General features: G+C 40.2%; 21 protein-coding genes, 1 tRNA gene and 3 pseudogenes. 7 read left to right on the top strand and 18 right to left on the bottom strand.

Translation table 11 applies throughout. The annotated features are described in order from the left end of the window. Positions 1–157 precede the first annotated feature (157 nt). From JCM10512_RS18615 to JCM10512_RS18585, 7 genes are all read right to left on the bottom strand, one after another. On the bottom strand, positions 158–580 hold the full coding sequence (locus JCM10512_RS18615; RefSeq protein WP_044165240.1) for a hypothetical protein: 423 nt from the start codon (positions 578–580) through the stop codon (positions 158–160). Beyond that, positions 555–788, bottom strand: a complete 234-nt coding sequence (locus JCM10512_RS18610) for a hypothetical protein (RefSeq protein ID WP_081741482.1) — start codon at positions 786–788, stop codon at positions 555–557. The genes JCM10512_RS18615 and JCM10512_RS18610 overlap by 26 nt, the downstream gene beginning before the upstream one ends. A 265-nt stretch (positions 789–1,053) precedes the next feature. After that, positions 1,054–1,695 (bottom strand): CatB-related O-acetyltransferase, encoded by a 642-nt coding sequence (locus JCM10512_RS18605; RefSeq protein ID WP_044165239.1) that lies wholly within the window; start codon positions 1,693–1,695, stop codon positions 1,054–1,056. A 13-nt stretch (positions 1,696–1,708) separates the two neighbouring features. After that, positions 1,709–3,001: an MATE family efflux transporter gene (locus tag JCM10512_RS18600; RefSeq protein ID WP_044165238.1), complete on the bottom strand. Its 1,293-nt coding sequence runs from the start codon at positions 2,999–3,001 to the stop codon at positions 1,709–1,711. A 238-nt stretch (positions 3,002–3,239) separates the two neighbouring features. Continuing rightward, positions 3,240–3,713, bottom strand: a complete 474-nt coding sequence (locus tag JCM10512_RS18595; RefSeq protein WP_044165237.1) for a DinB family protein — start codon at positions 3,711–3,713, stop codon at positions 3,240–3,242. An 83-nt stretch (positions 3,714–3,796) separates the two neighbouring features. Beyond that, complete coding sequence (locus JCM10512_RS18590; RefSeq protein WP_044165235.1) at positions 3,797–4,630, bottom strand: AraC family transcriptional regulator; 834 nt, start codon at positions 4,628–4,630, stop codon at positions 3,797–3,799. A gap of 80 nt (positions 4,631–4,710) precedes the next feature. Then, a complete protein-coding gene (locus tag JCM10512_RS18585) occupies positions 4,711–6,759 on the bottom strand; it encodes a HelD family protein (RefSeq protein ID WP_044165234.1) in 2,049 nt (682 codons plus the stop codon). 129 nt (positions 6,760–6,888) lie between these two features. On the opposite strand from JCM10512_RS18585, the gene JCM10512_RS18580 reads away from it, so the two are divergent. Together JCM10512_RS18580 and JCM10512_RS18575 are read left to right on the top strand one after the other, a co-directional pair. After that, positions 6,889–7,482: a nucleotidyltransferase domain-containing protein gene (locus JCM10512_RS18580; protein ID WP_081741480.1), complete on the top strand. Its 594-nt coding sequence runs from the start codon at positions 6,889–6,891 to the stop codon at positions 7,480–7,482. A gap of 79 nt (positions 7,483–7,561) precedes the next feature. Then, positions 7,562–7,867 carry a TIGR04076 family protein gene (locus JCM10512_RS18575; protein WP_044165231.1) on the top strand — a complete coding sequence of 102 codons (306 nt, stop codon included), beginning with the start codon at positions 7,562–7,564 and terminating at the stop codon, positions 7,865–7,867. A gap of 30 nt (positions 7,868–7,897) precedes the next feature. On the opposite strand, the gene JCM10512_RS18570 is transcribed toward JCM10512_RS18575, so the two are convergent. The 4 genes and pseudogenes from JCM10512_RS18570 to JCM10512_RS18555 all read right to left on the bottom strand — a co-directional run bounded on the left by JCM10512_RS18570 (position 7,898) and on the right by JCM10512_RS18555 (position 10,779). Further along, complete coding sequence (locus tag JCM10512_RS18570; protein WP_044165229.1) at positions 7,898–8,662, bottom strand: LuxR C-terminal-related transcriptional regulator; 765 nt, start codon at positions 8,660–8,662, stop codon at positions 7,898–7,900. 206 nt (positions 8,663–8,868) lie between these two features. After that, positions 8,869–8,944: transfer RNA gene (locus JCM10512_RS18565), tRNA-Lys, on the bottom strand. Between the two features lie 93 nt (positions 8,945–9,037). Beyond that, positions 9,038–10,170, bottom strand: a pseudogene (locus tag JCM10512_RS18560) (AI-2E family transporter). A gap of 15 nt (positions 10,171–10,185) precedes the next feature. Continuing rightward, positions 10,186–10,779, bottom strand: coding sequence for a thymidine kinase (locus tag JCM10512_RS18555; protein WP_044165227.1), 594 nt, complete (start codon positions 10,777–10,779; stop codon positions 10,186–10,188). A 237-nt stretch (positions 10,780–11,016) separates the two neighbouring features. Here JCM10512_RS18555 and JCM10512_RS18550 point away from each other — a divergent pair, with 237 nt between their 5' ends. The 5 genes and pseudogenes from JCM10512_RS18550 (at position 11,017) to JCM10512_RS18530 (ending at position 14,698) form a co-directional block, all read left to right on the top strand. After that, complete coding sequence (locus tag JCM10512_RS18550) at positions 11,017–11,667, top strand: DUF8457 domain-containing protein (RefSeq protein ID WP_044165225.1); 651 nt, start codon at positions 11,017–11,019, stop codon at positions 11,665–11,667. 7 nt (positions 11,668–11,674) lie between these two features. Further along, positions 11,675–12,347: pseudogene (gene rsmI, locus JCM10512_RS18545) on the top strand (16S rRNA (cytidine(1402)-2'-O)-methyltransferase). Positions 12,348–12,381: 34 nt separating this feature from the next. Then, positions 12,382–13,239, top strand: coding sequence for a Cbp1 family collagen-binding glycoprotein adhesin (locus JCM10512_RS18540; protein WP_044165224.1), 858 nt, complete (start codon positions 12,382–12,384; stop codon positions 13,237–13,239). A gap of 93 nt (positions 13,240–13,332) precedes the next feature. Then, positions 13,333–14,025, top strand: coding sequence for a YjjG family noncanonical pyrimidine nucleotidase (locus JCM10512_RS18535; RefSeq protein WP_044165263.1), 693 nt, complete (start codon positions 13,333–13,335; stop codon positions 14,023–14,025). Between the two features lie 10 nt (positions 14,026–14,035). After that, entirely contained in the window at positions 14,036–14,698 is a 663-nt protein-coding gene (locus JCM10512_RS18530) for a MarC family protein (protein ID WP_044165222.1), read from the top strand. 159 nt (positions 14,699–14,857) lie between these two features. On the opposite strand, the gene JCM10512_RS18525 is transcribed toward JCM10512_RS18530, so the two are convergent. From JCM10512_RS18525 to mobV, 7 genes and pseudogenes are all read right to left on the bottom strand, one after another. Further along, entirely contained in the window at positions 14,858–15,709 is an 852-nt protein-coding gene (locus tag JCM10512_RS18525; protein ID WP_244437308.1) for a hypothetical protein, read from the bottom strand. A gap of 49 nt (positions 15,710–15,758) precedes the next feature. After that, positions 15,759–17,426 (bottom strand): SusD/RagB family nutrient-binding outer membrane lipoprotein, encoded by a 1,668-nt coding sequence (locus JCM10512_RS18520; protein WP_044165219.1) that lies wholly within the window; start codon positions 17,424–17,426, stop codon positions 15,759–15,761. Positions 17,427–17,438: 12 nt separating this feature from the next. Continuing rightward, positions 17,439–20,408 (bottom strand): SusC/RagA family TonB-linked outer membrane protein, encoded by a 2,970-nt coding sequence (locus JCM10512_RS18515; RefSeq protein ID WP_262482622.1) that lies wholly within the window; start codon positions 20,406–20,408, stop codon positions 17,439–17,441. A 468-nt stretch (positions 20,409–20,876) separates the two neighbouring features. Beyond that, positions 20,877–21,065: pseudogene (locus JCM10512_RS22180) on the bottom strand (tyrosine-type recombinase/integrase); the annotation flags it as partial. 680 nt (positions 21,066–21,745) lie between these two features. Then, on the bottom strand, positions 21,746–22,216 hold the full coding sequence (locus JCM10512_RS18510; protein WP_081741478.1) for a GNAT family N-acetyltransferase: 471 nt from the start codon (positions 22,214–22,216) through the stop codon (positions 21,746–21,748). Then, positions 22,209–22,784, bottom strand: coding sequence for a GNAT family N-acetyltransferase (locus tag JCM10512_RS18505; RefSeq protein ID WP_044165216.1), 576 nt, complete (start codon positions 22,782–22,784; stop codon positions 22,209–22,211). Before JCM10512_RS18505 ends, JCM10512_RS18510 begins: the two co-directional genes overlap by 8 nt. A 71-nt stretch (positions 22,785–22,855) precedes the next feature. Next, positions 22,856–24,073 carry a MobV family relaxase gene (gene mobV, locus JCM10512_RS18500; protein WP_044165214.1) on the bottom strand — a complete coding sequence of 406 codons (1,218 nt, stop codon included), beginning with the start codon at positions 24,071–24,073 and terminating at the stop codon, positions 22,856–22,858. Between the last annotated feature and the right edge of the window lie 281 nt (positions 24,074–24,354).

The raw sequence follows: 24,354 nt of genomic DNA, 5'->3' as shown, positions 1-24,354 counted from the left end.
TTCAATTTTTAGTTTAACATTATTGTTTTCAATCGATTGATGAAGCAAAGTTCTGCAAAACAAGGTTGCAGAAAAAGAGGAGTAGTTACCTACTCCCCGAAAAATGGTTTATAAACTGCTATAAATAAACAATTTGCAGAATCATCTTTTCTAATCTTTATTTATTCTTCCGTTTACGGTCTTCTCTACCAATAGCATTTCGCAAAGCGTCCAATGTTTTAGTAAGATTGTACGGTTTACGAGTAAACACTTCACCAATCTTATCGTAGATACTACCAAATTTCAGATTGAAAAGTTGCTCAAAGCCACGAGCTAAACAAGCCTCTGATACGGGCTTTCCATTCTTTCCGGTAATCTCTCCTTGAAGAAACAAACCAAGTACAATTTCAGCAATACCAATAAATCCCAAGTCTTTTGACTTAGGAATTACATACAGGTCTGACTTGAACTCTGTAGACACAGGCGAATTAAACTGTTCGGGATGGGTAATTTTCAGGTTGAGTAACTCTAATTCTGCATCAATTAAGGATAATGCTTTGTGAATGTATAGATTTTTAGGTACATTTTTTCCCCTGCCCATCCTGATACAACCCCTTTAATGGGGCTATCTCAATACGGGTGAGATTAAGCATCCGGAAGATATGAGTGTAATCTTCCGAATTGTTAATTGTTACTATTTGCTTCACAAAATCTTCATAAGCATCTTGCATTTCTGTGTTAATAACTTCTTCTGAGGTGTCAGCCAGTAAGATGAAAAACCTCGCTCTCAATAAATCATTCATAGGCATAAAATTTAATTGTGAATAAATTATATATATCAAAGCACTAGCTTTGTATGCTGAATGATTTCTTGTTTTGTTTGTAGTTCCTCTGTTAATCAGAATGATTCAAGGGGTATTCAGCCTTATTGGTCGCAATTCCAGAAATGGTGAACTTCAAATTCCTGCTTCTTACAAATATAATCCACTGGCATGAGTTCTAAAATAGCGAAATGTAGCTATACAGAAGAACTGAAACTTGCATCAATCCTTGTCAATCGTTTCTTTATATAGTTCATAATCTCTCTTTATTTCTGGTAAGTAATTCATCCATTTTTCCCTCTGCAATATATGGTAAGCACTGGCGTATTTTATCAGTAGACCAATTCCACCATTTCAGTATGAGTAATTGTTGAATTACCTCTGCGTCAAAGCGTTTTCGTATTTCTTTGGAAGGAGTGCCGCCCACAATCGTATAAGGTGGGACATCTTTCGGCACTACGGCACGTGCGGCAATAATAGCACCATCACCGATATGAACACCCGCCATAATCACAGCTTCGTAGCCGATCCATACGTCATTGCCGATCACAATATCGCCTTTGTTGTCCCATGCAGTAGTAATATTCGACTTTTCCAATTCCCATTCTTCATAGAATAGAGGGAAGGTATAGGTAGACAGAGATTTCAATGTATGATTGGCGCAATTAAACAGAAACTTCGTGCCACAGGCAATAGAACAGAACTTGCCAATGATTAACTTCTCCTGATGAATGGGATAATGATAAAGTACATTGTTCTTCTCAAATAGCAAGGGATCAGCTACAAAATCATTGTAAATGGTATAATCGCCTACCTCTATCTGTGAATCTTTAATCACGGCATTCAGATATACCGTTTGCTTATCTCCGGTGCGTGGATATATTTTTGTCATCATAACTTGATTCGTTTTAATAGTGTTTACTTTTTAGATAAATGATAGATTGAAGTGCTAGCAGGCTCACAAACAGATATTCTGCCGTCAAGTAGAGGGGTAAAGATGCATCTATACAGGAGCTCAACCAATAGAGATACACTAAATAGACACAGGTGGTTGTCACCTGAAACAGAAAGGTGATTTTGGTTTTTCCTGTTCCCCCGACAGCATTAAGATATACATAGCCGGGTAGTGCAAACGTGTAATTCAATAGCATCACCACGAAAGGAGCAAATGCTAATTCTATCAATAGCTCATTATCGGTGTAGAAACTGACAATCCAACGGTTGCAGAGCAAAGCTACTACTACGAATGGGATGCCAACAGCATATCCCAATTTCAGAACCTTGTGGCAAATCGGGAAAAGTTCTTTTCTCCCTCCTGCTCCAATAGCATTGCTCACTAATGAACCCGTAGTGACAGCAAAGGAATTGGCAATTACGAAAAAGATTGCCGATACGCTTCGGGTGATATTGGAAATAGCCAACTCTGTTTTCCCTAAATGCTCGATTGCTACGAAAAATAGAAACCAAGGAGCTACACTGATAAAAGCATGGAGCATACTCCACACAGACAAATTCAGGACTTTGATAAGTAACCGTCCATCATAAACGGGCTTCAATCCGTATTTGTCTTTGTCAATCTTCGCTTTTGTGTAGATACAAAGCACAATCAAAGAACCCATTTCCGCTAAAGATGAAGCGATGGCTGCTCCCGAAATGCCTAATTCCAGTGTAAATATTAAAAAGTAGTTCAGCGGGATATTAATCGTCACCGCAGTAACAGCCGACCACGATAAGGCTTTTGTGTGCGTTATCCCAACGAAGAAAGACCGGATAGCCAGAAAAGGAAATGAGAACAACAGCCCGAAGCTGCGCCAGTCTAAATAGCGGACTACCGCTTGATAAATCTCCGGCGAGGAAATTAATCGTTTCAATAGATATGGAGAAACGGCATGAATCAATAGGCAAAGCAAGACGGCTAATCCCGATAAAAAGAATAGCCCCTGAAAGAAAGTCTTTCCTGTTGCATTATAATTCTGCTCCCCGTTTCTGCGGGCAATCATTACTTGCAATCCAATACTGAACCCGAAGCCCAGCATATAGACCGCCAGATAATAAATTCCGGCTATAGCGGATGCTCCCAATTCCACCTCGCCTACGTGACCTAAAAAGACAGCATCCGTTATATTGATTAACTGCTCCATTAAAATGCTCATCATTACTGGAAAGTTGATGAGCCATAATTGTTTATATGTATAATTCATTGCTCAACTGCAAAATAGCACGATACGAACAGACCTGCATAACATGGTCTGCCAGCTCGTAAATTCATAAATAAAAGGATATAAAATCTCTGTGGCAAATAAATCGTTATTTGTCAAATAGCTGAATAGCTTTCTTGAAGGGGGCTATTCGCAGGAGCGTAGCTATATGCAGAGTTTCATAAGAAGTGAATACTATTTGTTAGTTGATATAACGCAAATGTATGAAAAATTAAGAAATTCAATCTATCAATTCATGGATTTCTTTTATATGTAGGTGCAAATGTCCCAAATATCCCTCTATCATTTCTCTTAATGTAACCTTTGCTCCTGTAAAGTCGCACCAGTTACTATCCAGTCTACTCTTATCTATCGAGTGAATCACCTGGATGATGTGCAGATTGTAACACTTCCATAACTGGATTAAGTTAGCCCAGTCTGCATTCTGATAATCTTGCAAAGCTATCCACAAGTCATTATCCTGTGTATAATCAGGGAAGAAAAGCAGGTCTTTGCTATATTGCAACCGAACCATGCGTTGGTGATTATTGGATGCCGAATCAATCAAGTGACCGAGAATCTGCTTGATGGTGCGATTCTGCGTATTTCGCCTTTGTGTGATAATCTCTACGGGCAAACTACTTAACAAACTCTCTTCTGTTTCAATAACCTGTGCGATGCCAGTGGTTACGTGAGTAAAACTATTTTCTTGCATAACTTTCTAATTTTAAATACTTCTGCAAAAGTAAGTTCTTTGCCTATCATCCACTTGTAAAAAACTGACTTTATCACAAATGACTACGCACGATTATGCGATTTAATAACATTCAGCCTACAATCTTCGGAAAAGAATGTAGAATATGGAGAGCGAGAAGATAGATATTGAGTAGGCGAACAGCCTGTAAACTCTTTAAAGTCTTTCACCAAGTGCGAAGAATCATAAAAGCCACACGAATAAGCCAAGTCTACGAACTCCATCCCCGGATTATTCTGCAATAGATACAGTGTTCGCTGAAAACGAACTACCCGATAATACTCTTTAGGACTCATTCCTAAATAGTTGGTAAATACTCGCTTGAATTGCCTATATCCCAAACAGGTACTTTCCGCAAGGGTATTCACATCAATTTGCGGTTGATTGATTATTTGGCAGATAGCGTGCTGCGTTCTTTGGTAATTACAATCTGCATCGACCAACCGTTGCATGAAAAAGCGTTCAATTAACCGGATGCAGGTTTCAACAGCTGGTTCGGCAGAAATATTTCGTTTCAGGTGATTCAGTTCAATATCTTCAAAATCTTCTACATCTATATAATGGTTGTAAAGTTCACTCATAGAACACCGCACAAATGGGCTTAGCCCCAGAGGATGAAATATGACGGCAATCATATCAATATTACCTTCTGAAATCAAGCTCCCATAAGTTGAGAACTGTCCCCGAATGAAATTCTTTGGCTGTAAACCTTTTGATAGGATATTCAGATTCTCACCCCGATGGAAAACAAGATGTATGCACCCCGATGGAATAGTCTGTACCGTTACTGGCTCTACTTCATCGGTCTTTAACACCCAATAGTATTTAATGTATTGGGAAAGTATAGGTGACGGATATAAAATCTTGCTTTCTCTCATCGTTATTTCGCTAATCTGCTGTGCGCATGGCGGTAAATATAGAGGTTAATCTCCGCATGACAATAAAGTAAGCCGAAAATTTAGATGAATGGCGTGTGTTTTGTTCCGCTATATGTCAGTGTTAAACGGTGCATTGCCCTCGTTACCGCCACATATAACATACTCCGGTCGATCTCTGAATGATAATTCCTATCGTCTGTCTGTGGAATAATTACCTCATCAAACTCCAAACCCTTTGCCATGTGTACAGAGGTGATAACAATACCCTGCACAAAAGCCGAACTTTGGTTCGATAGGAAATGAATATCAGGAATTTGCAATTTATCTGCCATCTTACAGGCTTGCGATTCGGTTTTGCAGACAATCCCCAGCGATTTGTAGGCGGATGCCTGATAGGTCACAATTAATTCTTTGATGGAAGATAGTTCTTCTTTCTCATTATTATATTGTAGTACTCGTGGTTTCTCTCCGTGCCGTGCGACTGGTTCAAGATCGGTATTTGTCCGTATTTTCTGTGCAAAATCAGTGATCTCGCAAGTAGAGCGGTAACTTTTGCATAGCTTCATCACTTCACCTGTGACAAGAGCTTTCTGAATCATATTTGCAGTAGACGAGCCATAAGGATTGACCGACTGGCTGGTATCGCCCAATACCGTTTTCCGACAAGGGAATAGCTTTTGTATTACCTTATACTGGATTGGAGAATAATCTTGCATTTCATCTACCAGCAAATGCTTAACATAGTTCTTTGTACCACCTTCCAAAGCGATATGCAGATACGCCAATGGTGCTAAGTCGGCATATTCAAGTGTGCGGTTCTTCCGCATTTTAAACAGTTCCGGCTTACCCATCCATGCGAAGAAATCTTTATAGACTTGCAAGTCATTGTTTCCAGCAAACATTCGCTTAATCTCTTTTTTTAGGAAATTCCGTTCGGCAGTCGTCACAGTAAAAGCATACTGTACTTTCATCATATCGAGAATATAATCCGTCATTGCCTCGAACCGTTGGCGCATGGGGTAGCGGTTGAAACGGTGGAATTGCTCTTCGATAAATTCAGCCGGGACGGTGATATGTTTGGTTAGCTTCACATCTTCCGCTCTAAAATAGTGGTTTTCGATGTGTAGAATGAAGCGATCCAGACTGGCGATGAAATCGAAATAGGATTTATACTCGATTCGCTCAATAAAGTCCGGTGTTGGTTTTGTCAGTAGTTCATTCACCTGCTCAAAAAAGCTAAGGTATTTGTATTTGTGATTCAGTACTTCGGAAAGTATCTGTTCCATGCTGGATTCCGGTACGGTTTCTTCGCCCAGTTCGGGCAGGACGTTAGAAATGTAATCGGCAAACACCTTGTTCGGAGAAATAATCAAGATGTCTTTTGAAGAGATACTACCTTGAAAAGCATACAGCAAGTAGGCGATGCGGTGCAGGGCAATAGAAGTTTTACCCGAACCCGCTACACCCTGAATGATGAGCGTTCGGGCTTCCTCATTACGGATTATCCGGTTCTGCTCCCGCTGGATGGTGGCGACAATGTTCTTCATTTTATCATCTGCATTAGCACTCAGTTCCTTTTGCAGAATATCATCGTGGACGGTCAGCGCACTCTCAATCATAAATTCCATCTTTCCAGCCCGAATCCGGTATTGGCGTTTCAACGAAATATCCCCTTTTATCTCTCCCGATGGGGATTGATAAGATGCTTCGCCCAGTTCGTGATCGTAGAACATACTTGAAATAGGTGCTCGCCAATCATAAATCACGGTTGTCCGGCTTTCAGTATCGTGAAAGGTATGGATGCCGATATAAACAGGGATTATCGGACGGTTCTCGCTCTTCTCTTGAAAGTCGATTCGTCCGAAGTAGGGAATATCCACTATTTTGGCAAGCCGTCGGCGTTTGTCAATTACACTTTCGCCTATGGCAAAATGATTCAGGATGCTTTCACGCATGGAGCGTATCTCATGCGGATCAATATCTTTATTACTCCAAAGGTAGTCTTTGTACTCTGCCAATGTATCTACATGGTCTTTCACGGACACATCTGTATGGCTGATTATCTTCTTCAGCCGACCAATTATTTGCTGTAAATAGCTTCTTTCTTGCTTCTCTGTTTGATTGAACATCGTAGTAATTTATTGCTAAAGGATGAAAATAGAGTCAAAACGGTGCGCAAAATTACTGCAATCGGGTAGGATAGGAAATGGCTATTTATAGCTATATATCCATAAGTTTTGTATCTTTGCACGCTCAAAATGAACGATATGGATATTCTTGAACTTGCCCTACATAATCAGCAAACCGCTTGGAAGATACTGGAACATACTGGTATTATTCCGGCATGGGAACATATTGGGGCAACTGTTCATCTGGTAGGCTCGCTTAAATCCGGTCTGTTGGCAAAGAGTAGGGATATAGACTTGCATATATATACTGATAAGCTCGATATTGCAGAAAGTTTTTCCGTCATGCAAAATCTTGCTGAACGGCTCTCTTTAAAGGAAGTTCACTATAAGAATCTGATTCAGACAGAAGAAGAGTGTATCGAATGGCACGTCCTCTACGAAGATGAGGACAGGAACACATGGAAGTTCGACATGATCCACATTCGTAAAGGCTCAAAATATGACGGTGTGGTTGAAAAAGTAACTGCTGCCATAACGAACCGACTTACCCGGGAAATCAAGCAAACCATCCTTCAAATTAAATTCGATGTGCCGGACGGTGTACAGATTCCCGGCATAGAAATCTATCATGCTGTTTTCGTGGGTGGAGTTCGCACTTACGAAGAACTGGAACAATGGAGAAAAAACAATCCGCTGACAAATAGCTTGGATTGGTTGCCGTAATGGAAATATGTTTAAAGCAGCCCTACGAATAACCATAAGTGAGTAACCTTGCATATATCGTATGTAATAAATATTGAAAATGAAAAAGATTAGAATAACAGCTATAAGAAGGGTGCAGCATAGTGATTTGTCGGCTATGTACGAAAATCCTATTGAACACACTTGTGATATTGAACAAGGTAAGACCTTTATTTCAGTTGATGGGCAGAAACCGGAAGAATTGTGTGAAAGCGCATGGAGTTCAATGAGTTATTTTGTTACGGAATTAGCCAATGGAGGTGGCAATTTCTATGATGGTTGGATGAAAAATCCGCACTCAGCAATGATTTCGTGTAACGATGGCTTTCGTCCTGTTAGTTTTTATATTGAAGTGATTGAACAATGATGTACATTAAGATAAAACGCCAGTGATTAGTTAATAGAGAATACCGAAACTTTCTGCCCGGTTGATGGCTTCGATCACATTATCGACATTCAGTTTTGCCAATATATTCTTGCGGTGATTGTTCACCGTGTAAATACTAAGGTTCAGTTTATAAGCAATTTCCTTGCTCAAAAATCCCTGTCGGATTAATAAGAGTATTTCCTTTTCCCGCTTGGTTAATTGTTGGTCTGCCGGAACAACTGCCGATGTAAGTATCTCACCTGTCTTCCGATTAATAACCGTCCGCTTGATTCGCTCCATAGGTATTTGATCGGGTGAAAGATCCATCACTCCCATAATCATCCATGCTTTTCCGTTTTTGTCTTTCTGAATTACTTGGTGGCGACTGAATACATTCACATATTCTTGCCGGGCATTCAGCATACGGATTTGGAATATTTGCTGATAATCATTTCTTTGCTCCTGCGGAAGTGAATAGATAAACTGTCCGTGCTCAATCTGGTATTCGATGAGTTGCGCCCGGTCACCCGGATGAATCCGTTCTTCTAGCAAATCACCTTGTTTCCGAATAGTCTTTATCCATGTAGGATTATATCCGAATATGTTAGCGAAATTGTCGGATGCAAAATCGTATCGCTCTTTGAAGACATCTACCGTAAAGATGCAACTTTGGCTCATTTGTGAGAATGTCTGTATGGATACTCTGTGCTCATTCCACAAATCATAGTTCACATCAAGCGGACTGATCTGCTGTCTCGCCCATAATTCTTCGGGGGTTATCTTATTGGTAGTCATGTGGCAAAGATAAGCGATAAAACATTTCGTATCTCTATTTCTATTTGACTTTCTAAATGAATGCGTCCAAACTTTCAATAGTTCATCGGAGTATTTTAAATGAATAAAGCCAAAGGTAGGCAGGAATTCGGTATGATCCCTGTTTTGAGGTTTATATAAGCAGCATATAAAAAGACAAAAGCCCTGAAAGAGGGCTTTTGTCTTTTTGGTGATCCGCCTGGGGTTCGAACCCAGGACCCCAACATTAAAAGTGTTGTGCTCTACCTGCTGAGCTAGCGAATCGGTCCTTATTGCGAATCAGTTATTTCCTGATTGCGGGTGCAAAGGTAGCCTCTTTTATTTAATTTGCAAGTGTTTCATGATAAAAAGTTTGAATTATTTTTCATCGTTTTGCTTTATTTCTTGATTATCAGCGATTTCTACTTCTTCGGTTCGTATTTGTTCTTTGTTGATGATGAAGCGTTGGTAGTAAGAAAGCATCAATGTGGTTAGGGGGAGGGCAATGATCATACCCAATATACCCATTAACGAGCCCCAAATAGAGAGTGAGAGCAGGATAATGGCAGGATTCAATCCCGTAATTTTCCCCATGATCTTAGGTACAAGTAGTGTATCTTGGATTATCTGAACGATGGTAAAGACGGCTAATGCACCGGCAATGATTATCCAGAAGCTCTGGCCCGTGTCAGAGGCTTTCAGGATGGCTAGCATGGTAGTAGGTAGGAAACCTATGATTTGAAGATACGGAACCATATTCAGTGCTCCGATAAATAAACCAAGGGCAATTGCCATCGGAAAATCAATAATCAAAAATCCAATGCTGAAAAGAATCCCTACGCAAAAAGCAACCAGTGCTTGGCCGCGGAAGTATTTGTTCATTCCTTCTTGTACATCGTAAACAAGGCTGGAAGCAAATTTACGGTATTTCGTAGGAAGTAAATGAAGCCACCCTTCGGCTATCGCTTCATAATCTAACAAGATGAAAATAAGATATAGCAGTATAATGAACGAGGTCAGAATGCTGATGATGATGTTGATGGACTCGGCTATTAAAGACCACATTTGAGGCACTGTGTTTTTTAATGCATCCAGAATGTTCTCTTCGCTTAAAAGCTGATTAAGTGCACGTAAATCGATATACTCGTGGATGAATTCGGATAATTGGCGGGGCACATTGCCTCCGGCGCCGTTGGTAATATAAGTCACTACCAGATCGTTCATCCGTCCGATTTCAGAAATCATGGGAGGTATTAATAGGTAGAAGATGCCTACTCCGGCAAGCGTAATGACGAGAAGGTGCATAGGATAGCGACAATCCGGCTTTTTAGGCGTAATTTGTATTGGAAGAATTTAACGAGTGGATACATCATATAAGCTATGAGCCAGGCGATGAAAAAAGGAAGTAAGACTCCGCTCAGTCGTTCGACAAGCATTAATATTCCTACTACAATTACACATCCGATGGTACCACGGATGAAGCTATCGAACGTTATCTTCTTTCTTTCCATAATGATTTAGGGTTACTATTGTTTATCTGCTTCCACGGCCCGAAGGTAACATCCTCTACATAAAGGTTCGTATTCGGCAGTCTCTCCCAAAAGGAACTGTTTGTCATTCTTCACCGTGCGGTGTGAAAAGCAAGCTAGTTGGCCGCATTTTACACAAATTGCATGTACTTTGGAAACTTCATCGGCTATGGCGCATAGCTGAGGCATCGGACCAAAAGGATTTCCTTTGAAGTCCATATCCAAGCCGGCTATGATGACTCGAATTCCGTTATTGGCAAGTTGATTACATACATCGATTAGGCCTGTATCGAAAAACTGTGCTTCATCAATACCCACTACATCGATCTCGGAAGTAAAGAGTAATATACTGGCGGATGTGTCGATGGGAGTGGAGGCGATGGAATGACTGTCGTGAGATACGATGTCCTCTTCCGAATAACGGGTGTCGACGGCTGGTTTGAATATTTCTACACGTTGACGGGCGAACTTCGCTCTTTTCATCCGGCGAATTAGTTCTTCTGTTTTACCGGAGAACATGGAACCGCAAATAACTTCAATTCTGCCTCTTCTTTTAGTTTCTTGAGTGTGGTCTTCTGAGTATAATACCATGAAATATGTTCGTTCGTTAGTTAAAATGAATACGTTTACAAAGGTAATATAACCTAGGAAAAAACGTTCATGAACGAAGTTATTTTATTTTTGTAGTAGCAGGAGGAAAGAGTGGCTTCAAATGCTAATAGTGGCTGTATAGGCGTTGGATAGTGCAAGAACTGTTAAAATATTCATTATTTAAAGTTACCTATCTAAATAATTCTTACATTCGCACCGTAAATCAGAATGTGTGGTATGAAACGGAAGCTATTGACAGATATTGAGTTGGACGTGCAGGGTTTGAAGTACCTTATGGAATCTTTCTCTAAGGAGTCTTCTGTTACGTTATCCGAACTGTTGAAGCGGAATATCCTACAGCTGCAAGAGCGTTTGGAATTGCTTTTGCAAGAGGTGGAAGAGACTCCTTTGACGGAAATACCAACCGCTCCGGTGGCTTTGGAAGAGGAGTATCTCGTTGTAGAAGTTCCTTCTCAAAAAGCTATTGTAGGAGATGTTCCTCAACTAACGGCTGAAGAAGATAAAACAGAAATAACTGAGGTGTTGGAATCTGCTAGAATAGAGGTGACTGAGCCAGAAGTGGTGGCTATAGAAGAATGTAAAGACCCTGAAATAGAAACGCCCAGAACTTCTGTGTTGGGTGAACGTATTAGATTGGGTGGAACATTGCGGCAGTCAATTAGTTTGAACGATTCTTTTCGTTTCTCCCAAGATGTATTTAGCGGTGACAGCGAATTTATGAATCGTATGGTAGAACAAATTTCGGCAATGAGTTCGTATAGTACTGCGGTTGCTTTTCTGGCATCGAAGGTCACGGTGGATGAAAAAAACGAGTCTATGAACGACTTCCTGGAATTACTAAAGAGATATTTTAATCAATCGGCATAAGACATAGATGGGAAAATTATATGTAGTACCTACACCTGTAGGAAATCTGGAGGATATGACCTTTCGAGCTATTAAGGTTTTGAAGGAAGCGGATTTAATCCTTGCAGAAGATACACGTACCTCCGGAATTTTGCTGAAACACTTTGAAATAAAGAATGCAATGCAATCTCACCATAAATTTAATGAACATAAAACGGTGGAGAGTGTTGTTAATAAGATAAAGGCTGGTGAAACGGTTGCTTTGATTTCGGACGCAGGTACACCGGAATATCCGATCCGGGTTTTCTGGTAGTACGTGAATGTGTGCGAAATGGCATTGAAGTACAGTGTTTACCGGGTGCTACTGCTTTTGTCCCGGCTTTGGTTGCGTCTGGACTGCCCAATGAAAAGTTTTGTTTTGAGGCTTCTTGCCACAAAAGAAAGGACGACAGACGCGTTTGAAAGCATTGGTCGAGGAGCCTCGTACGATGGTATTCTATGAATCTCCCCACCGCTTGTTGAAAACGTTGTTGCAGTTTGCCGAATATTTCGGTAGTGAGCGTCAGGCAGCAGTATCCCGTGAGATTTCTAAACTTCATGAAGAAACGCTTCGCGGAACTTTAGCGGAATTAATCGAGCACTTTACCGCTATCGCCCCTCGAGGCGAGATTGTAATAGTACTTGCAGGAATAGACAATTAAAATAACTTCATTTAAAAACGTAAAATGTAAGCGTATGAAAAAGTTAGCAATTTTATTTGTAGGCGCAGCCATGTTGGCTTCGTGTGATGGCTTTAAAGGTGGAAATAAAGACCTGAAAGCTGAGAATGACTCTCTTTTAATGGAACTAACACAGCGTAATGCTGAACTGGATGATATGATGGGAACTTTCAATGAAATTCAGGAAGGATTCCGACAGATTAATGCAGCCGAAAGTCGTGTAGATTTGCAGCGCGGAACGATAACTGAAAATTCGGGAAGTGCTAAACAGCAGATTGCTTCTGATATCGAGTTTATCTCTAAACAAATGGAAGAGAATAAAGCTCAGATAGCTAAACTGCAATCACAGTTGAAGAACAGTAACTATAACTCTTCACAACTGAAGAAAGCGGTTGAGGCTTTGACAGCAGAGTTGAATGCCAAACAACAACGTATCGAAGAGCTTCAAGCTGAATTGGCTTCTAAGAATATTCGTATTCAGGAATTGGATGCTGCTGTAAGTGATCTATCTGCTACGAAGGAGACATTGACTGCTGAAAACGAAGCAAAATCTAAAACAGTGGCCGAACAGGATAAGAACCTGAATTCAGCTTGGTTTGTATTCGGTACTAAAGCAGAGTTGAAATCTCAGAAGATTCTTCAGAGTGGCGATGTGCTGAAGAGTTCAGACTTTAATAAAGACTACTTCACACAGATCGATGTTCGTACTACTAAAGAGATTAAACTGTACTCTAAGCGTGCAGACTTGTTAACCACTCATCCGGCTGGTTCTTTCGAATTGGCAAAAGATGATAAAGGACAGTTGACATTAAAGATCTCTAGTCCGAGTGATTTCTGGAGTGTATCCAAATACTTGGTTATCCAGGTGAAATAAAACGGGAAACCTTTTTTTGAGAGCCAATGTGCTGATGCCCGGACAACGAGATTAGCACATTGGCTTTTTGTTTTTTTTGACTTGTTATATATTATGCAGTATAAGAATCTTTTTTTTGATTTAGACGACACCATTTGGGCTTTTTCACAGAATGCGCGTGATACTTTTGAAGAAGTATACGACAGTTATAATTTCGAACGCTATTTTGATTCTTTCGACCACTACTATACAATTTATCAGCAGCGCAATGTAGAGTTATGGGCTGAATATGGCGATGGTAAAATAACCAAAGAGGAGTTGAATAAACAACGTTTTTCCTTTCCGTTGCAGGCGGTAGGAGTAAATGATGATTCATTGGCGGAACGTTATTCTAATGACTTTTTTGCAATTATACCTACTAAGAGTACATTGATGCCACATGCGAAAGAAGTGCTGGAGTATTTATCGCCCAAGTATAATTTGTATATTTTGTCCAATGGCTTTCGGGAATTGCAATCTCAGAAAATGCATTCGGGTGGAGTCGCCGAATATTTTAAGAAGGTTATCCTTTCGGACGATTTGGGCGTGCTAAAACCCTGGCCGGAGATCTTCCATTTTGCTTTATCCGCTACTCAATCAGAATTACGTGATTCTTTGATGATCGGTGACAGTTGGGAAGCCGATATTACAGGTGCTAATGGTGTAGGGATGAACCAAGTGTTTTACAATCCCGCAGGACGTACCGAATTGCCTTTCTCTCCGACCTACCAAATCGATGATTTAAGAGATTTAATAAACTTGTTGTAACCTTTGCTTTATGAATAGTTCACTTTTTCCGTTTGCCTTGCTTTGCTTTACCTCGTTTTTTACATTGACTAACCCATTGGGGACCATGCCGGTGTTTCTGACTATGACCCATGGGATGAGTGACAAAGAACGACAATCGATCGCTCGCCGAGCTACTATTGTATCGTTTATAACGTTGATGGTTTTTGTTTTTGCCGGTCAGTTCCTTTTTAAGTTCTTTGGGATCTCTACCAACGGCTTTCGAATAGCGGGTGGAGTCATTATTTTTAAGATAGGGTTCGATATGCTTCAGGCTCGCTATACTGCAATGAAACTGAAAGATGAGGAGATTAAGACTTATGCGGATGATATCTCTATCACTCCGTTGGGTATTCCCATGTTATGTGGTCCCGGAGCAATAGCAAATGCAATTGTTTTGATGCAGGATGCTCAATCTTATGAGATGAAAGGGGTGTTGATTGGTGTGATCGCTTTAATCTATGTTATAACCTTCTTTATTCTTCGTGCATCCACTCGTCTGGTTCGTTTGATAGGTGAGACAGGCAATAATGTAATGATGCGTTTAATGGGGCTTATTTTGATGGTAATTGCCGTGGAATGTTTTGTGAGTGGTGTAAAGCCTATACTAGTAGACATTGTAAAGCAAGGTGTAACATTGCCTGGTGTATTATAACATTTGTATTCCTTTTCTATAATGTAGCTATTTCGACTACTGGGGAAATAAATTGTGATATAAAAATAGCCAACCAATTTGAATCACTCGATTTCAATTGGTTGGCTATAAAATTAGAATGCTGTTAGAGCATTCTTGCTTGTTTTAAAATATCAAGCATTAATTCTTAATTTTCCAGCTAGCATTGGTGTCATAAGTACCTTGATCTACTCCTACAGTTCCATTAAAGGAAATAATGCCGTTGCAAGCATCAATTGTACCGGAACCCATGACGTAGAAATTGGTGTAATTACCAAATGTCTCATAGAGAACCTGTTTAGGCACTGATAGCGTATGTACAGTAGGATCTATTTTAATTCGTAGATTAGTATCTTCAAAGAAACCCTGAATCTCAATTTCGGTATCGGAAATTTTCACTCCTGTAGCTGGATAGCTAGCACCTTCATAGAATACACTATTATCGGTAATAGTAAGATCGCCTACAAAGTCATCAATCACTAGCGAACATGCTACCGGATATCTGACATTATAAGAATAAGCTCTTCCATCTATTTGCCATCCGGTAAATGCTTTGTTATTAAACCCTGAGTACTCATTCCATCCTTGTACTACATATTTGTCTTTCAGTATGACATTAGTAGTAAAGTACAATGTCTCTCCTAAAGACGGGCTTACCAGGTTAAATAGCTTATATACTTCTTCTAAATCGAGAGCGATTGTAGAAGGAAATTCTGTAATGTTATCTTTTACGATTTTTGATGTGGTTTTACCATCTTTACCAGTAAATACACACACTAGCTGCACATGATCTAGCGAAGAATAATCTCCTTGCTGTGTCGGGATGGATATTTTCACTTTGTAGTCACCATCAGTTGTTCCGGCAGAAAGTATACCATCGGTGCCCTCTACTCGTATGATATCGATGACAACCCCATTTTTGACATCATCCAATGGGTATGGAAGATCTTGGTCGCAACTGGCAGTTAGCAAAGCCATAACGACCGTCGCCATAAATATTTTTATATATTTCATATTCTCTATTTTTCTATGATTAAACATTCTACTTATCCCAAAATAATATATGAGTACTCAGAACTCTTCCTTCATTTTTTACATTCGGATTGCGAGTGACTTCACTTGTTGGATACCACATGGCGCGTGGAAAAGCGTTAATACCTTTCAAAGGAATATCACTTGGTCCTAATTCCGGTGTTTGTGAACTCTTATAAGGAGATTTTGCATTTGCAGTACCTTGAGCAAGTATTTTAGGATACCCAGTCCGGCGAATATCAGAATATGCTTCTATGGGGTTGAAGAAATTGGCAATCCACTTCTGAGTCATCACAATACGAAGTCTTTCTTCATCATTAGCAGCCGCATTATATCTATCCACAATCTTATCAACAAATGCTGTAATAGCGGAAGATGCAATTAGAGGAACTTCTGCATCGGATGCTTTGGATACCGTGTTGACGTGGCTTAGAGCTAATTTTATACCGTTAGATAAAGCAGTTTTGGCATCTCCGGTAGCTTCTCCTGTTAGATAAAGTTCTGCTTTCATGAAAGGCACAGAATAAGCTTGAAGCATTTTTTCGGGTGCAACTCCATTTCCTACCGACTTATCACATTTACCGCCTTTTCCGTCATCGTATTTTCCACCACAAGGATAGATACCAATATAGGTTGAGGTCGAACGTTGGTCAAAGCCTGCTGAAGACGAGTTAGATCCAAAGAAGATCGATACAAAAGCACCACTCCGATAATCTGTCGGGTTTTGTGCTTTGGCATCCGCTGTGATCTGATTTACCCAATAATATGGAATACGCGGGTCGGTTACGCCTGTGAAAGGATTATCTGTTACGTTTAAATTCATCCCACTCATTGTTTCGTAAATCCAAGGGCTTATGTAATAAGTGCTTTGTCCACCTAAGTACTCATCTACATATGCTTGATGACGCTCGTCCGGATTATCTTTTTTCGTATGTTTGAATTCAAAATCTTCATTTTCTTTGATGAAATTATTTTCAGTCAATAGCGCAGATACTTTTTCATTCCAGCCGGATATATCCGATTTAGCTTTACGAGATTGTACCAGGAGTTTCAATTTCAGTGTATTTCCCATTCTGATCCACTTATTTTTATCTCCTTTATAGATTAGGTCATCACTGGCAGGCTTTGTTAGGTTTGCAGATTCGGTGTTGTTTATGTCACCAATAGCTTCGTCAATTAATGCTAGCAAATGATTATAGATGTCTTTACTTGGATCTAATGCTGGAGCATAGTTACCTTCTATATCAAATTCCGTGTAAGGTACATCTCCCCATAGGTCTACCACATTGGCAAAAGAGTATGCTTTCAGCAATTTTCCTATACCGGCATAAATTGAATTATCAGAGGATTCTGCAGCTTTAATAACTGCATTCGTATTCTTCAAACCATAAGCGTAAGCTTGCTGCCACGTATTTCCTAAGTTTGCCGCTGAAGGCGCAATGCTGTAATTATCCACTTCGCGAGAGGATAGATGAAACACATACGAAGGTAAAAGAGAGCCTATATAGCTTCCTGGAGCATAAGACATTGCAACATCATACTCAGCTCCTGATAATAATTTAGTAAGTTCAGCAGTTGTAGGCTTGTTGGGGTTATCGTTAATGTCAAGATATCCCGAGCAACTAGAGCTTAGTAGCAAGGTTGCTCCTAGTGTATATATCAAATTTCTAATTTTCATACGTTAATTAATTTAGAATGTGAGTTTAAGATTGAATCCATAACGTCTTGTATTAGGAGCTGAAGTATAATCAATACCCTGTACATTACCTCCTCCGTAACTGCTGGCAGTTGGGTCATAGTTGGTATGCTTGGGAACATTAGGAGCCCAATACCAAAGATTACGTGCAACAAACGATACACTGGCAGAACCAATAAATGTTTTTGCCAACCAAGACTTCGGTAGTTGATATCCAATACTCAATTCGCGCAAACGGAAAGTTGTAGCATCATAAACGGCTGCTTCATCTACCCCGTTGATAGCGAATGAAGACACGCTGGAGCTGGCAGAGAACCATAAGTCGCTTTCAGTTAGCTGAACATTATTCGGTATTTTGTTGCCATTACCATCCAGTAAAGGCTTCTTTGTTTCAGGGTCACCAAGGTTACCTGGTAAAATACGCGAACCGTAACGGTTTTCGGTATCTTTTGTAACCCCACGTCCTAGCAAGTCTGTAACATACGAACTCCAAACGCATCCGCCAATTTGGGCATCAAGTAGGAATGAAAGAGAAATGCCTTTGTAAGTAAACGTATTATTTAAACTCATTTTACAGTCGGGTGCCGGATTGCCCAAATAGCCTTCTTCGTTATCTACTAAGTAGAAACCGGATTGTGGGTCAACCAAAATATTTCCTTCTTCATCTCGTGCATATTTTTCACCAACTAGCATTCCATAAGGTTGTCCCACTTCGAGCACAGCTCCTGGAGTAGAAAAGCCTGTGTTTAGAGATACCCGTTCAACACCTGCTGCCAACTCTTTAACTTCACTATCATTCTGTGTATACGTGAAGTACATATCCCACTTAAAGTCTTTTGTCAGCACTGGAATTACATTTAAGCCAATTTCAATACCATGATTATTCAGCTTACCGAAGTTTGTGTAATAACTTCCATATCCTGTAGAATATGGCAAACTTAGAGGAGCGATTTGGTTCGTAGAGTTACGGTTGTACCAAGTGAAATCAAGGTTTACCCGGCTCTTTAGGAATTGTAATTCTGCACCAAATTCAACTTCCGATGTAAATTCAGGTTTCAAGTTCGGGTCATACATAGAAGATGGTAATGAAAGTATGGCCTGTCCGTTGAAAGGTTGTCCCAAAGTAAATGTTCCGTTTTTGTAGTAAGCTCCTGCATCATTACCTACTTTTGCCCAGCTCAAGCGTACTTTTCCAAATTTAATAATATCCTCGTTGATGTTAAATGCATCAGTAAAGACAAATGAACCGGCGATGGATGGGTAGAAGAAGCTGCGTTGATTCTTCGGTAGCGTAGAAGAAAAGTCATTTCTTCCAGTGATATTCAAGAATGCGAAATTCTTATAATCTAGTGTTAAATCACCAAAAATAGCCCATAGTCTAGTCCGAACGTACTCTTCTTCTGACGTCTGGGACTCGGTATTATTTATATTGTAAACTCCTGCCGACATTATATTCAATCCGATAGTTTGAGTGTTGGTGGAAGTAAACTGATTAACATTCTGTCCGACAGTTGCTTTTAGTCCAAAATCTTTATAAACCTTAGGAAGGTCGAAACGTAGTAAAAAAGTTGATTCAATTTCTTGTGTGTCGTAGCTTTCTACGAGTATACGTCCTTTACCTCCTAGACCTCTAGAACCTAGGTTTAAGACTTCTTTACGGTCCATTTTATAATCATTGATACCTAGACGATAATCTACTGCCATCCATTTAGTAATGTCATAACCTAAATTGACATTAGCAACAGTTCTGTCCATCGTTGTTTTGATCTTGTTGTATTCCCATGACCAAAGTGGGTTGTCAGCTTGGTCACCAACAAAGAACAAGGATTTATGATCTGGGGTTTCATAAGGTAAAGACATATCCCAGTTTCTACCCAAAATTAATGCACGCGCAAAAGAAGATGCACCGATATTTGATGATTGATTGTTACCAAACATCGGTCCGTTTTGTTCAGTACGTGAATAAGATACATTTCCACCGATGCGCAAGCCATTCGTTAAAACCTGATTCCCACCAACGCTGATAGCATATCTACCAAATTTAGCATTTGGGATATAGCTGTCTTGATCCATTCGAGAAAGGGTTGTTGTGAAATTACCAGTTTCTGTATAACGATTCAGGTTTAATGATAAATCATAGATACCGCCTGTGTCAAACAGGTCTTTTACGTTGTCCTTGTATGCTTTGTAAGGGATCATTTCAGGCATATTCGGATAGGCTTTTCCATAGACATTATTAGAGTAAATGCTTAGAGGTACCTCTGTAACATCACTAAATGCTGCTCCCCATGATCCATTTGATCCTCCCGGAATGAAGTTATTACCGGAACCGAATTTGTTCTGGTAATCGGGAAGACCTGCTATTTTCTCCATGGTGTAAGAAGCATTGAGCGTGATTTCGGTGCCTTTGCCTATATTCTTTTTGCTCTTCGAACCACTTTTAGTCGTGATTAGTATAACACCGTTGGCAGCGCGAGAACCATACAGCGCAGCAGCAGCAGCTCCTTTTAGTACATTCATTGACTCAATATCATTTGGGTCAAGGGTTGAAATACCACTACCATATGCTCCTCCTGCTTCAGTAGCTTGGTTGGAGGAGGCAACCTCATTATTGCTGTAAGGTACTCCGTCTACTACATACAATGGCTGGTTATTGCCTAAAAAGGACGAGTTTCCTCGGATGGTCATACGGGTAGCAGAACCGGCAGCTCCTGAAGGGGAGCTTATAGAAACTCCTGGGATTTTTCCTTCCAATGAGCGAATTAAGTCCGGTTCCGCTTTCTGGATAGCTTCATCAGCATCTACTTTTGAAACAGAATATCCTAGGGAACGTTCAGCGCGTTGAATACCGATAGCTGTCACTACAACTTCGTCAAGTACCTTATTGTCAGGCTTCAACACAACCCGCAATGTAGGTTTAATCGCAACTTCTTGCGAGTGCATACCAATATACGAGATCTGCAGAGTCTTTGCAGAACTAAGTTATATCATAACTTACCTATCTTCAATACCTTATAACGTATATGGAAAGGTAAACCTGATCTATCACTTTCTTGGTATACCCTAGAGAATCAGTATGTTACATTTTATAAGATCATATCATTACTATGGTTATGCTACTGCTTTTCTATCCAAAATTTACGATTAAGTATTTGATAAGCAGTGTATTACTCGCTTGTTTTCGGTAGTCGCTACTTGGTAATCGAGTCTTATTCTTATCATGCTCTTCATTCTTCTACTACAAATTGTAACCAATAATTCTGCGTTGGTCCTGAGCTACGTTTAGTGCCCTCCAAGTGAACTCGAAAACAATAAGTTCTAAAAGAATGTGTGTTTTAATCTCAATCTTATTAAGGAACTTAGTTCAAGTCTTAATTGTAACTTTATTCTTGCTGGTACATATTCTATTTTGTGATTTGCTGGTTTGTTATGTCAGATTATGTGCCCGGCATTGGTTTTGGAATAGCTCGCCTTCTCAAGATCGCGTACAAGAGTGATATCCATTATATTCGCATATACCTGAGTTGTTTTGACACTCTTATGTCCCAATAATTTTTGTACAGTAGTTATGTTAGCACCACTATATATTAATAAGGTAGCATTCGTGTGACGAGCCGCGTGAGTAATTCCCTCCAAAAGCAAGCCATCCTAAGACAGGGCAAACGAAACGCAATCGGTTTAGAATAAGCAAGTTTGGTTGATTTTTCCGTCTTGCAGAAAATGCAGAACCGGACATAAAATCGCGGTATTTCAGTTACCAAACCGTTAGCCAGTTGTTACCGAAAAACGAATAGGTAACAGGGTACGGATAAAAGAAATCAAATCAGTGTTTTTTACGCTGTCTGACAGTATTTTGCATAACAAAGAACGCTTGAATAACGGGTAACTTTGCCCATAAAAAACAAGCGTATGAAAGTAGAAAAATTCAAGGTGTTGCTCTACCTGAACACAAACAATGAGATTATTATTCTCTCACTAACAGGGCGTTAGTTGTATTTTGAAAGGACTTGGGTAACGATTTGGCGACCGTTCTTATTTCAGCGTTTTGCGGTGCAATACCGACAAATAACCTTCGTTGCAAAGGTAAGGTTTTCTTGGGAACTTCAAGCATATATTTTTCCTTTTTTATCTGATAAACACCCCTCTTATGGAAAGAATAAATAAGGCAAGGCTTTTATCGGAAATACGCTTTCGAGGTACGAGAAAGGAAGATTTCCGATAAAATTCATTTCAGCCTTGACGTTTTATTCTTGGAATATACCTTTGTGTTCAGATAATAAAGAATATACCATACTTATTAATTAAAAAAGTTGCTTACTCATCTTGTAATTGATGAGACACAATTGATTTGCTTTCCGCTTTTGCTCTTCATCAACTTGAAAGCCTTGTTTCTCGAAAAACGGTTTTGCCGTGATGCTAACCTCCGATGTTACTTTTTTCACACCCTTTTCTTTCGCATATACTTCAATGTATTTATACAAAGATGTTGCAATGCCTTGATGCTGAAAATCTTTATGCACAAACAACGTATGTATATAACCGGTATCATTTACAGAGGCAAAACCTACAATCACTCCTTTTCCGTTTTCTGCTACTACATAATGCTGTTCTTCGAAAGACTCAACTAAATGTGTAGTATCATCTCCGCACGAAGCCCAATCTTTCACTTCCTCGACTGTATAATCTTTTCTGTTCACAGTCAGAATTGTATTCTGATATAACTCTTTCAGTACCGGAATATCAGACAGGTTTGCTTGGCGGATTTTATTTATCTCTAAGTTGTTCATTTATGTATTCGTCTTTAAGCATCGAATAATACAACCGATCTACATATTTTCCATCCATAAAAAAGAAATCCCGTAAAGTGCCTTCATAGGTGAAATTGCATTTCTTAATAACGCCTTGAGATGCAATATTCCCTTCTTTATGACACACTTGAACTTTGTGGAAATTCACTTTCTTAAAACTAAAGTCTAAGATTGACTTTACCGCTTCTGAGGCATAACCTTTGCGATGAAATTTACTACCTAATGCGTATTCTATTTCACAAAAATGATTCTTGTTGTCCACGAGAAATATCGCAAGCTGTCCAATGCAGATATTAGACTCTTTTTCTATAACAGCCCAACGGTAATAATCTAATCTCTCATATGAGCTAATATATTTCTCTAATAGTTCTCTAACTTCGTCTTTAGTGTTATATGTTGGTTCAGAATATAGTGACTGGATTTTAGGGTCACTAATCCAATAGGTTAACATATCATCATCATCTGTATAGTGAAATGGTCTAAGCACTAACCTCTCTGTATCAATTGTTTGGGTTCCTAAATGAGATAACATAATTTTAATTTATTAATATTAACGAGATTTTATAGGGACAAAGTTAGCGAATATCTGCAAAACTGTCATGATTATCTCTTAAAACCTTTGCTTTTACTCGGTTCCGGGGGCTTGATATGCGGTCTTGTCGCCTGCTTCGCCTCCTGAAACTTCTGCCTGAACCAGTCGATGATATTCTGCCCGTTGAGAGAAAGACGAAACCTGTCGGAATTGTCCTGCTCCTTGAATAGTTGCAGTTTGGCATCCTGCACACTGAAATCTTGGTCGTGTTCGGGCGAATAGAGCTTGCCTGTAACGGGTACGGCTTCGCCGTTGAATAACTTTCTAATACTCTCTATTGTCAATCCGATGCCCTTACATAACTGTACTATCCGCAAATGTTCGCTTAGCTTTGGGAATACGCCGAAAAACAAATCCATATCTTCCTGCGCCCTGTACGGCTCGTAATCCTGTCGGAGTTGCTCCAACCGGGATTCCGTCACGGATATTTCCGTTTCTTTCTGCTTGTTATACTCGTGCATATTCAGGAACTTCTCCCGTGCTTCGTCCTTGCGGTCGTACATGTCCCTGACTTTTTCGTAAACCTCCTGCCTTTCTTCTTCGAGATATTCTATCTTTTCTTTCAGCTCCTCGTTTTTTACATATAAATCCCTGTAATGTTTGGGCGTATCTATATGCCTTGCCTCCGACCCCCTGATACCACGCTGCAAGCCGTATTTTTCCATTTTCTCGGCATAGGTATCCTGAAACCGTTCCAGATTATCACGGGTCATCACATCATCGGCACAGAGCCGGACAGCATCTTTCGGCTTCTTACGGTATCTTTTCTTGCCGTTCTGTTCTTCCCGCTTTGCCTTGCGCCTTTCGCCCTGAACGATGGGAACTACCGTAGCGTGTATATGAGGTGTTTTCTCGTCCATATGCAGGACGGCGGAAACAACGTTGTCTTTGCCGAACGTGTCCCGGAGCCAGTCAATATTATCCCTGCACCAGTCGTCCAGCTTACCGTCGCTTTGTATGCGCTGTAAATCTTCATGGGTAGCGGACAGCATGACCTGCAACGCCCGCACCTGATTATCCGTTATTTTACGGCTTATCCCGGCATGCTCTATCCGGTGCTGTATCGCCTGCGTTCGGGTTTCCACCCCGTCGGGAAAATCTATAAGCTCCCGGTTCAGGTGTGTGCGTGCAGGGTCTGCATTGGCGGGTTGTACCGTCCGCTCGATATGCGCCGTTGTCCGGGCATCGTTGCCCTTCGGCTTCTTTATATGTAAGACTACAAATCCCATATTCTTGCTGTTAAAATTGGAACTAATTTTCATTAATAGCCGCCCAGTGCGGCTACGGTCGAAAGACCGCTAAGGGGTGTCCAGAGGGGTGAAACCCATCGGCTTATTGGGGCATTTTTAGTGTAGATTTATCGGAGCGTTAAAAAAAATGCCCTAATAAGCTACGGCTTTTATTAAAAGCCCATTGGGGTCGCTGCGGTTAAACTCTGATAGCAGCGTTCTTACTTCCTTTGGTGGCTACCATTGCTACACTAAGTATAGCAGGTGCAGTGTGCCGACAA

Source organism: Bacteroides reticulotermitis JCM 10512, from assembly GCF_000517545.1.
GTDB classification, from domain to species: Bacteria; Bacteroidota; Bacteroidia; order Bacteroidales; family Bacteroidaceae; genus Bacteroides; species Bacteroides reticulotermitis.
This window is presented reverse-complemented; position numbering and strand designations above follow the sequence as displayed.

Bases quoted from the DNA above. Each gene is read 5' to 3' on its own strand.
- JCM10512_RS18610 (WP_081741482.1), bottom strand. From the start codon at position 788: ATGCCTATGAATGATTTATTGAGAGCGAGGTTTTTCATCTTACTGGCT.
- JCM10512_RS18505 (WP_044165216.1), bottom strand. From the start codon at position 22,784: ATGTTATCTCATTTAGGAACCCAAACAATTGATACAGAGAGGTTAGTG.
- JCM10512_RS18525 (WP_244437308.1), bottom strand. From the start codon at position 15,709: ATGGCGACGGTCGTTATGGCTTTGCTAACTGCCAGTTGCGACCAAGAT.
- JCM10512_RS18595 (WP_044165237.1), bottom strand. From the start codon at position 3,713: ATGCAAGAAAATAGTTTTACTCACGTAACCACTGGCATCGCACAGGTT.
- JCM10512_RS18590 (WP_044165235.1), bottom strand. From the start codon at position 4,630: ATGAGAGAAAGCAAGATTTTATATCCGTCACCTATACTTTCCCAATAC.
- JCM10512_RS18575 (WP_044165231.1), top strand. From the start codon at position 7,562: ATGAAAAAGATTAGAATAACAGCTATAAGAAGGGTGCAGCATAGTGAT.
- JCM10512_RS18615 (WP_044165240.1), bottom strand. From the start codon at position 580: ATGGGCAGGGGAAAAAATGTACCTAAAAATCTATACATTCACAAAGCA.
- JCM10512_RS18585 (WP_044165234.1), bottom strand. From the start codon at position 6,759: ATGTTCAATCAAACAGAGAAGCAAGAAAGAAGCTATTTACAGCAAATA.
- JCM10512_RS18520 (WP_044165219.1), bottom strand. From the start codon at position 17,426: ATGAAAATTAGAAATTTGATATATACACTAGGAGCAACCTTGCTACTA.
- JCM10512_RS18580 (WP_081741480.1), top strand. From the start codon at position 6,889: ATGAACGATATGGATATTCTTGAACTTGCCCTACATAATCAGCAAACC.
- JCM10512_RS18530 (WP_044165222.1), top strand. From the start codon at position 14,036: ATGAATAGTTCACTTTTTCCGTTTGCCTTGCTTTGCTTTACCTCGTTT.
- JCM10512_RS18550 (WP_044165225.1), top strand. From the start codon at position 11,017: ATGAAACGGAAGCTATTGACAGATATTGAGTTGGACGTGCAGGGTTTG.
- JCM10512_RS18605 (WP_044165239.1), bottom strand. From the start codon at position 1,695: ATGATGACAAAAATATATCCACGCACCGGAGATAAGCAAACGGTATAT.
- JCM10512_RS18570 (WP_044165229.1), bottom strand. From the start codon at position 8,662: ATGACTACCAATAAGATAACCCCCGAAGAATTATGGGCGAGACAGCAG.
- JCM10512_RS18600 (WP_044165238.1), bottom strand. From the start codon at position 3,001: ATGAATTATACATATAAACAATTATGGCTCATCAACTTTCCAGTAATG.
- JCM10512_RS18535 (WP_044165263.1), top strand. From the start codon at position 13,333: ATGCAGTATAAGAATCTTTTTTTTGATTTAGACGACACCATTTGGGCT.
- JCM10512_RS18555 (WP_044165227.1), bottom strand. From the start codon at position 10,779: ATGGTATTATACTCAGAAGACCACACTCAAGAAACTAAAAGAAGAGGC.
- mobV (WP_044165214.1), bottom strand. From the start codon at position 24,073: ATGGGATTTGTAGTCTTACATATAAAGAAGCCGAAGGGCAACGATGCC.
- JCM10512_RS18540 (WP_044165224.1), top strand. From the start codon at position 12,382: ATGAAAAAGTTAGCAATTTTATTTGTAGGCGCAGCCATGTTGGCTTCG.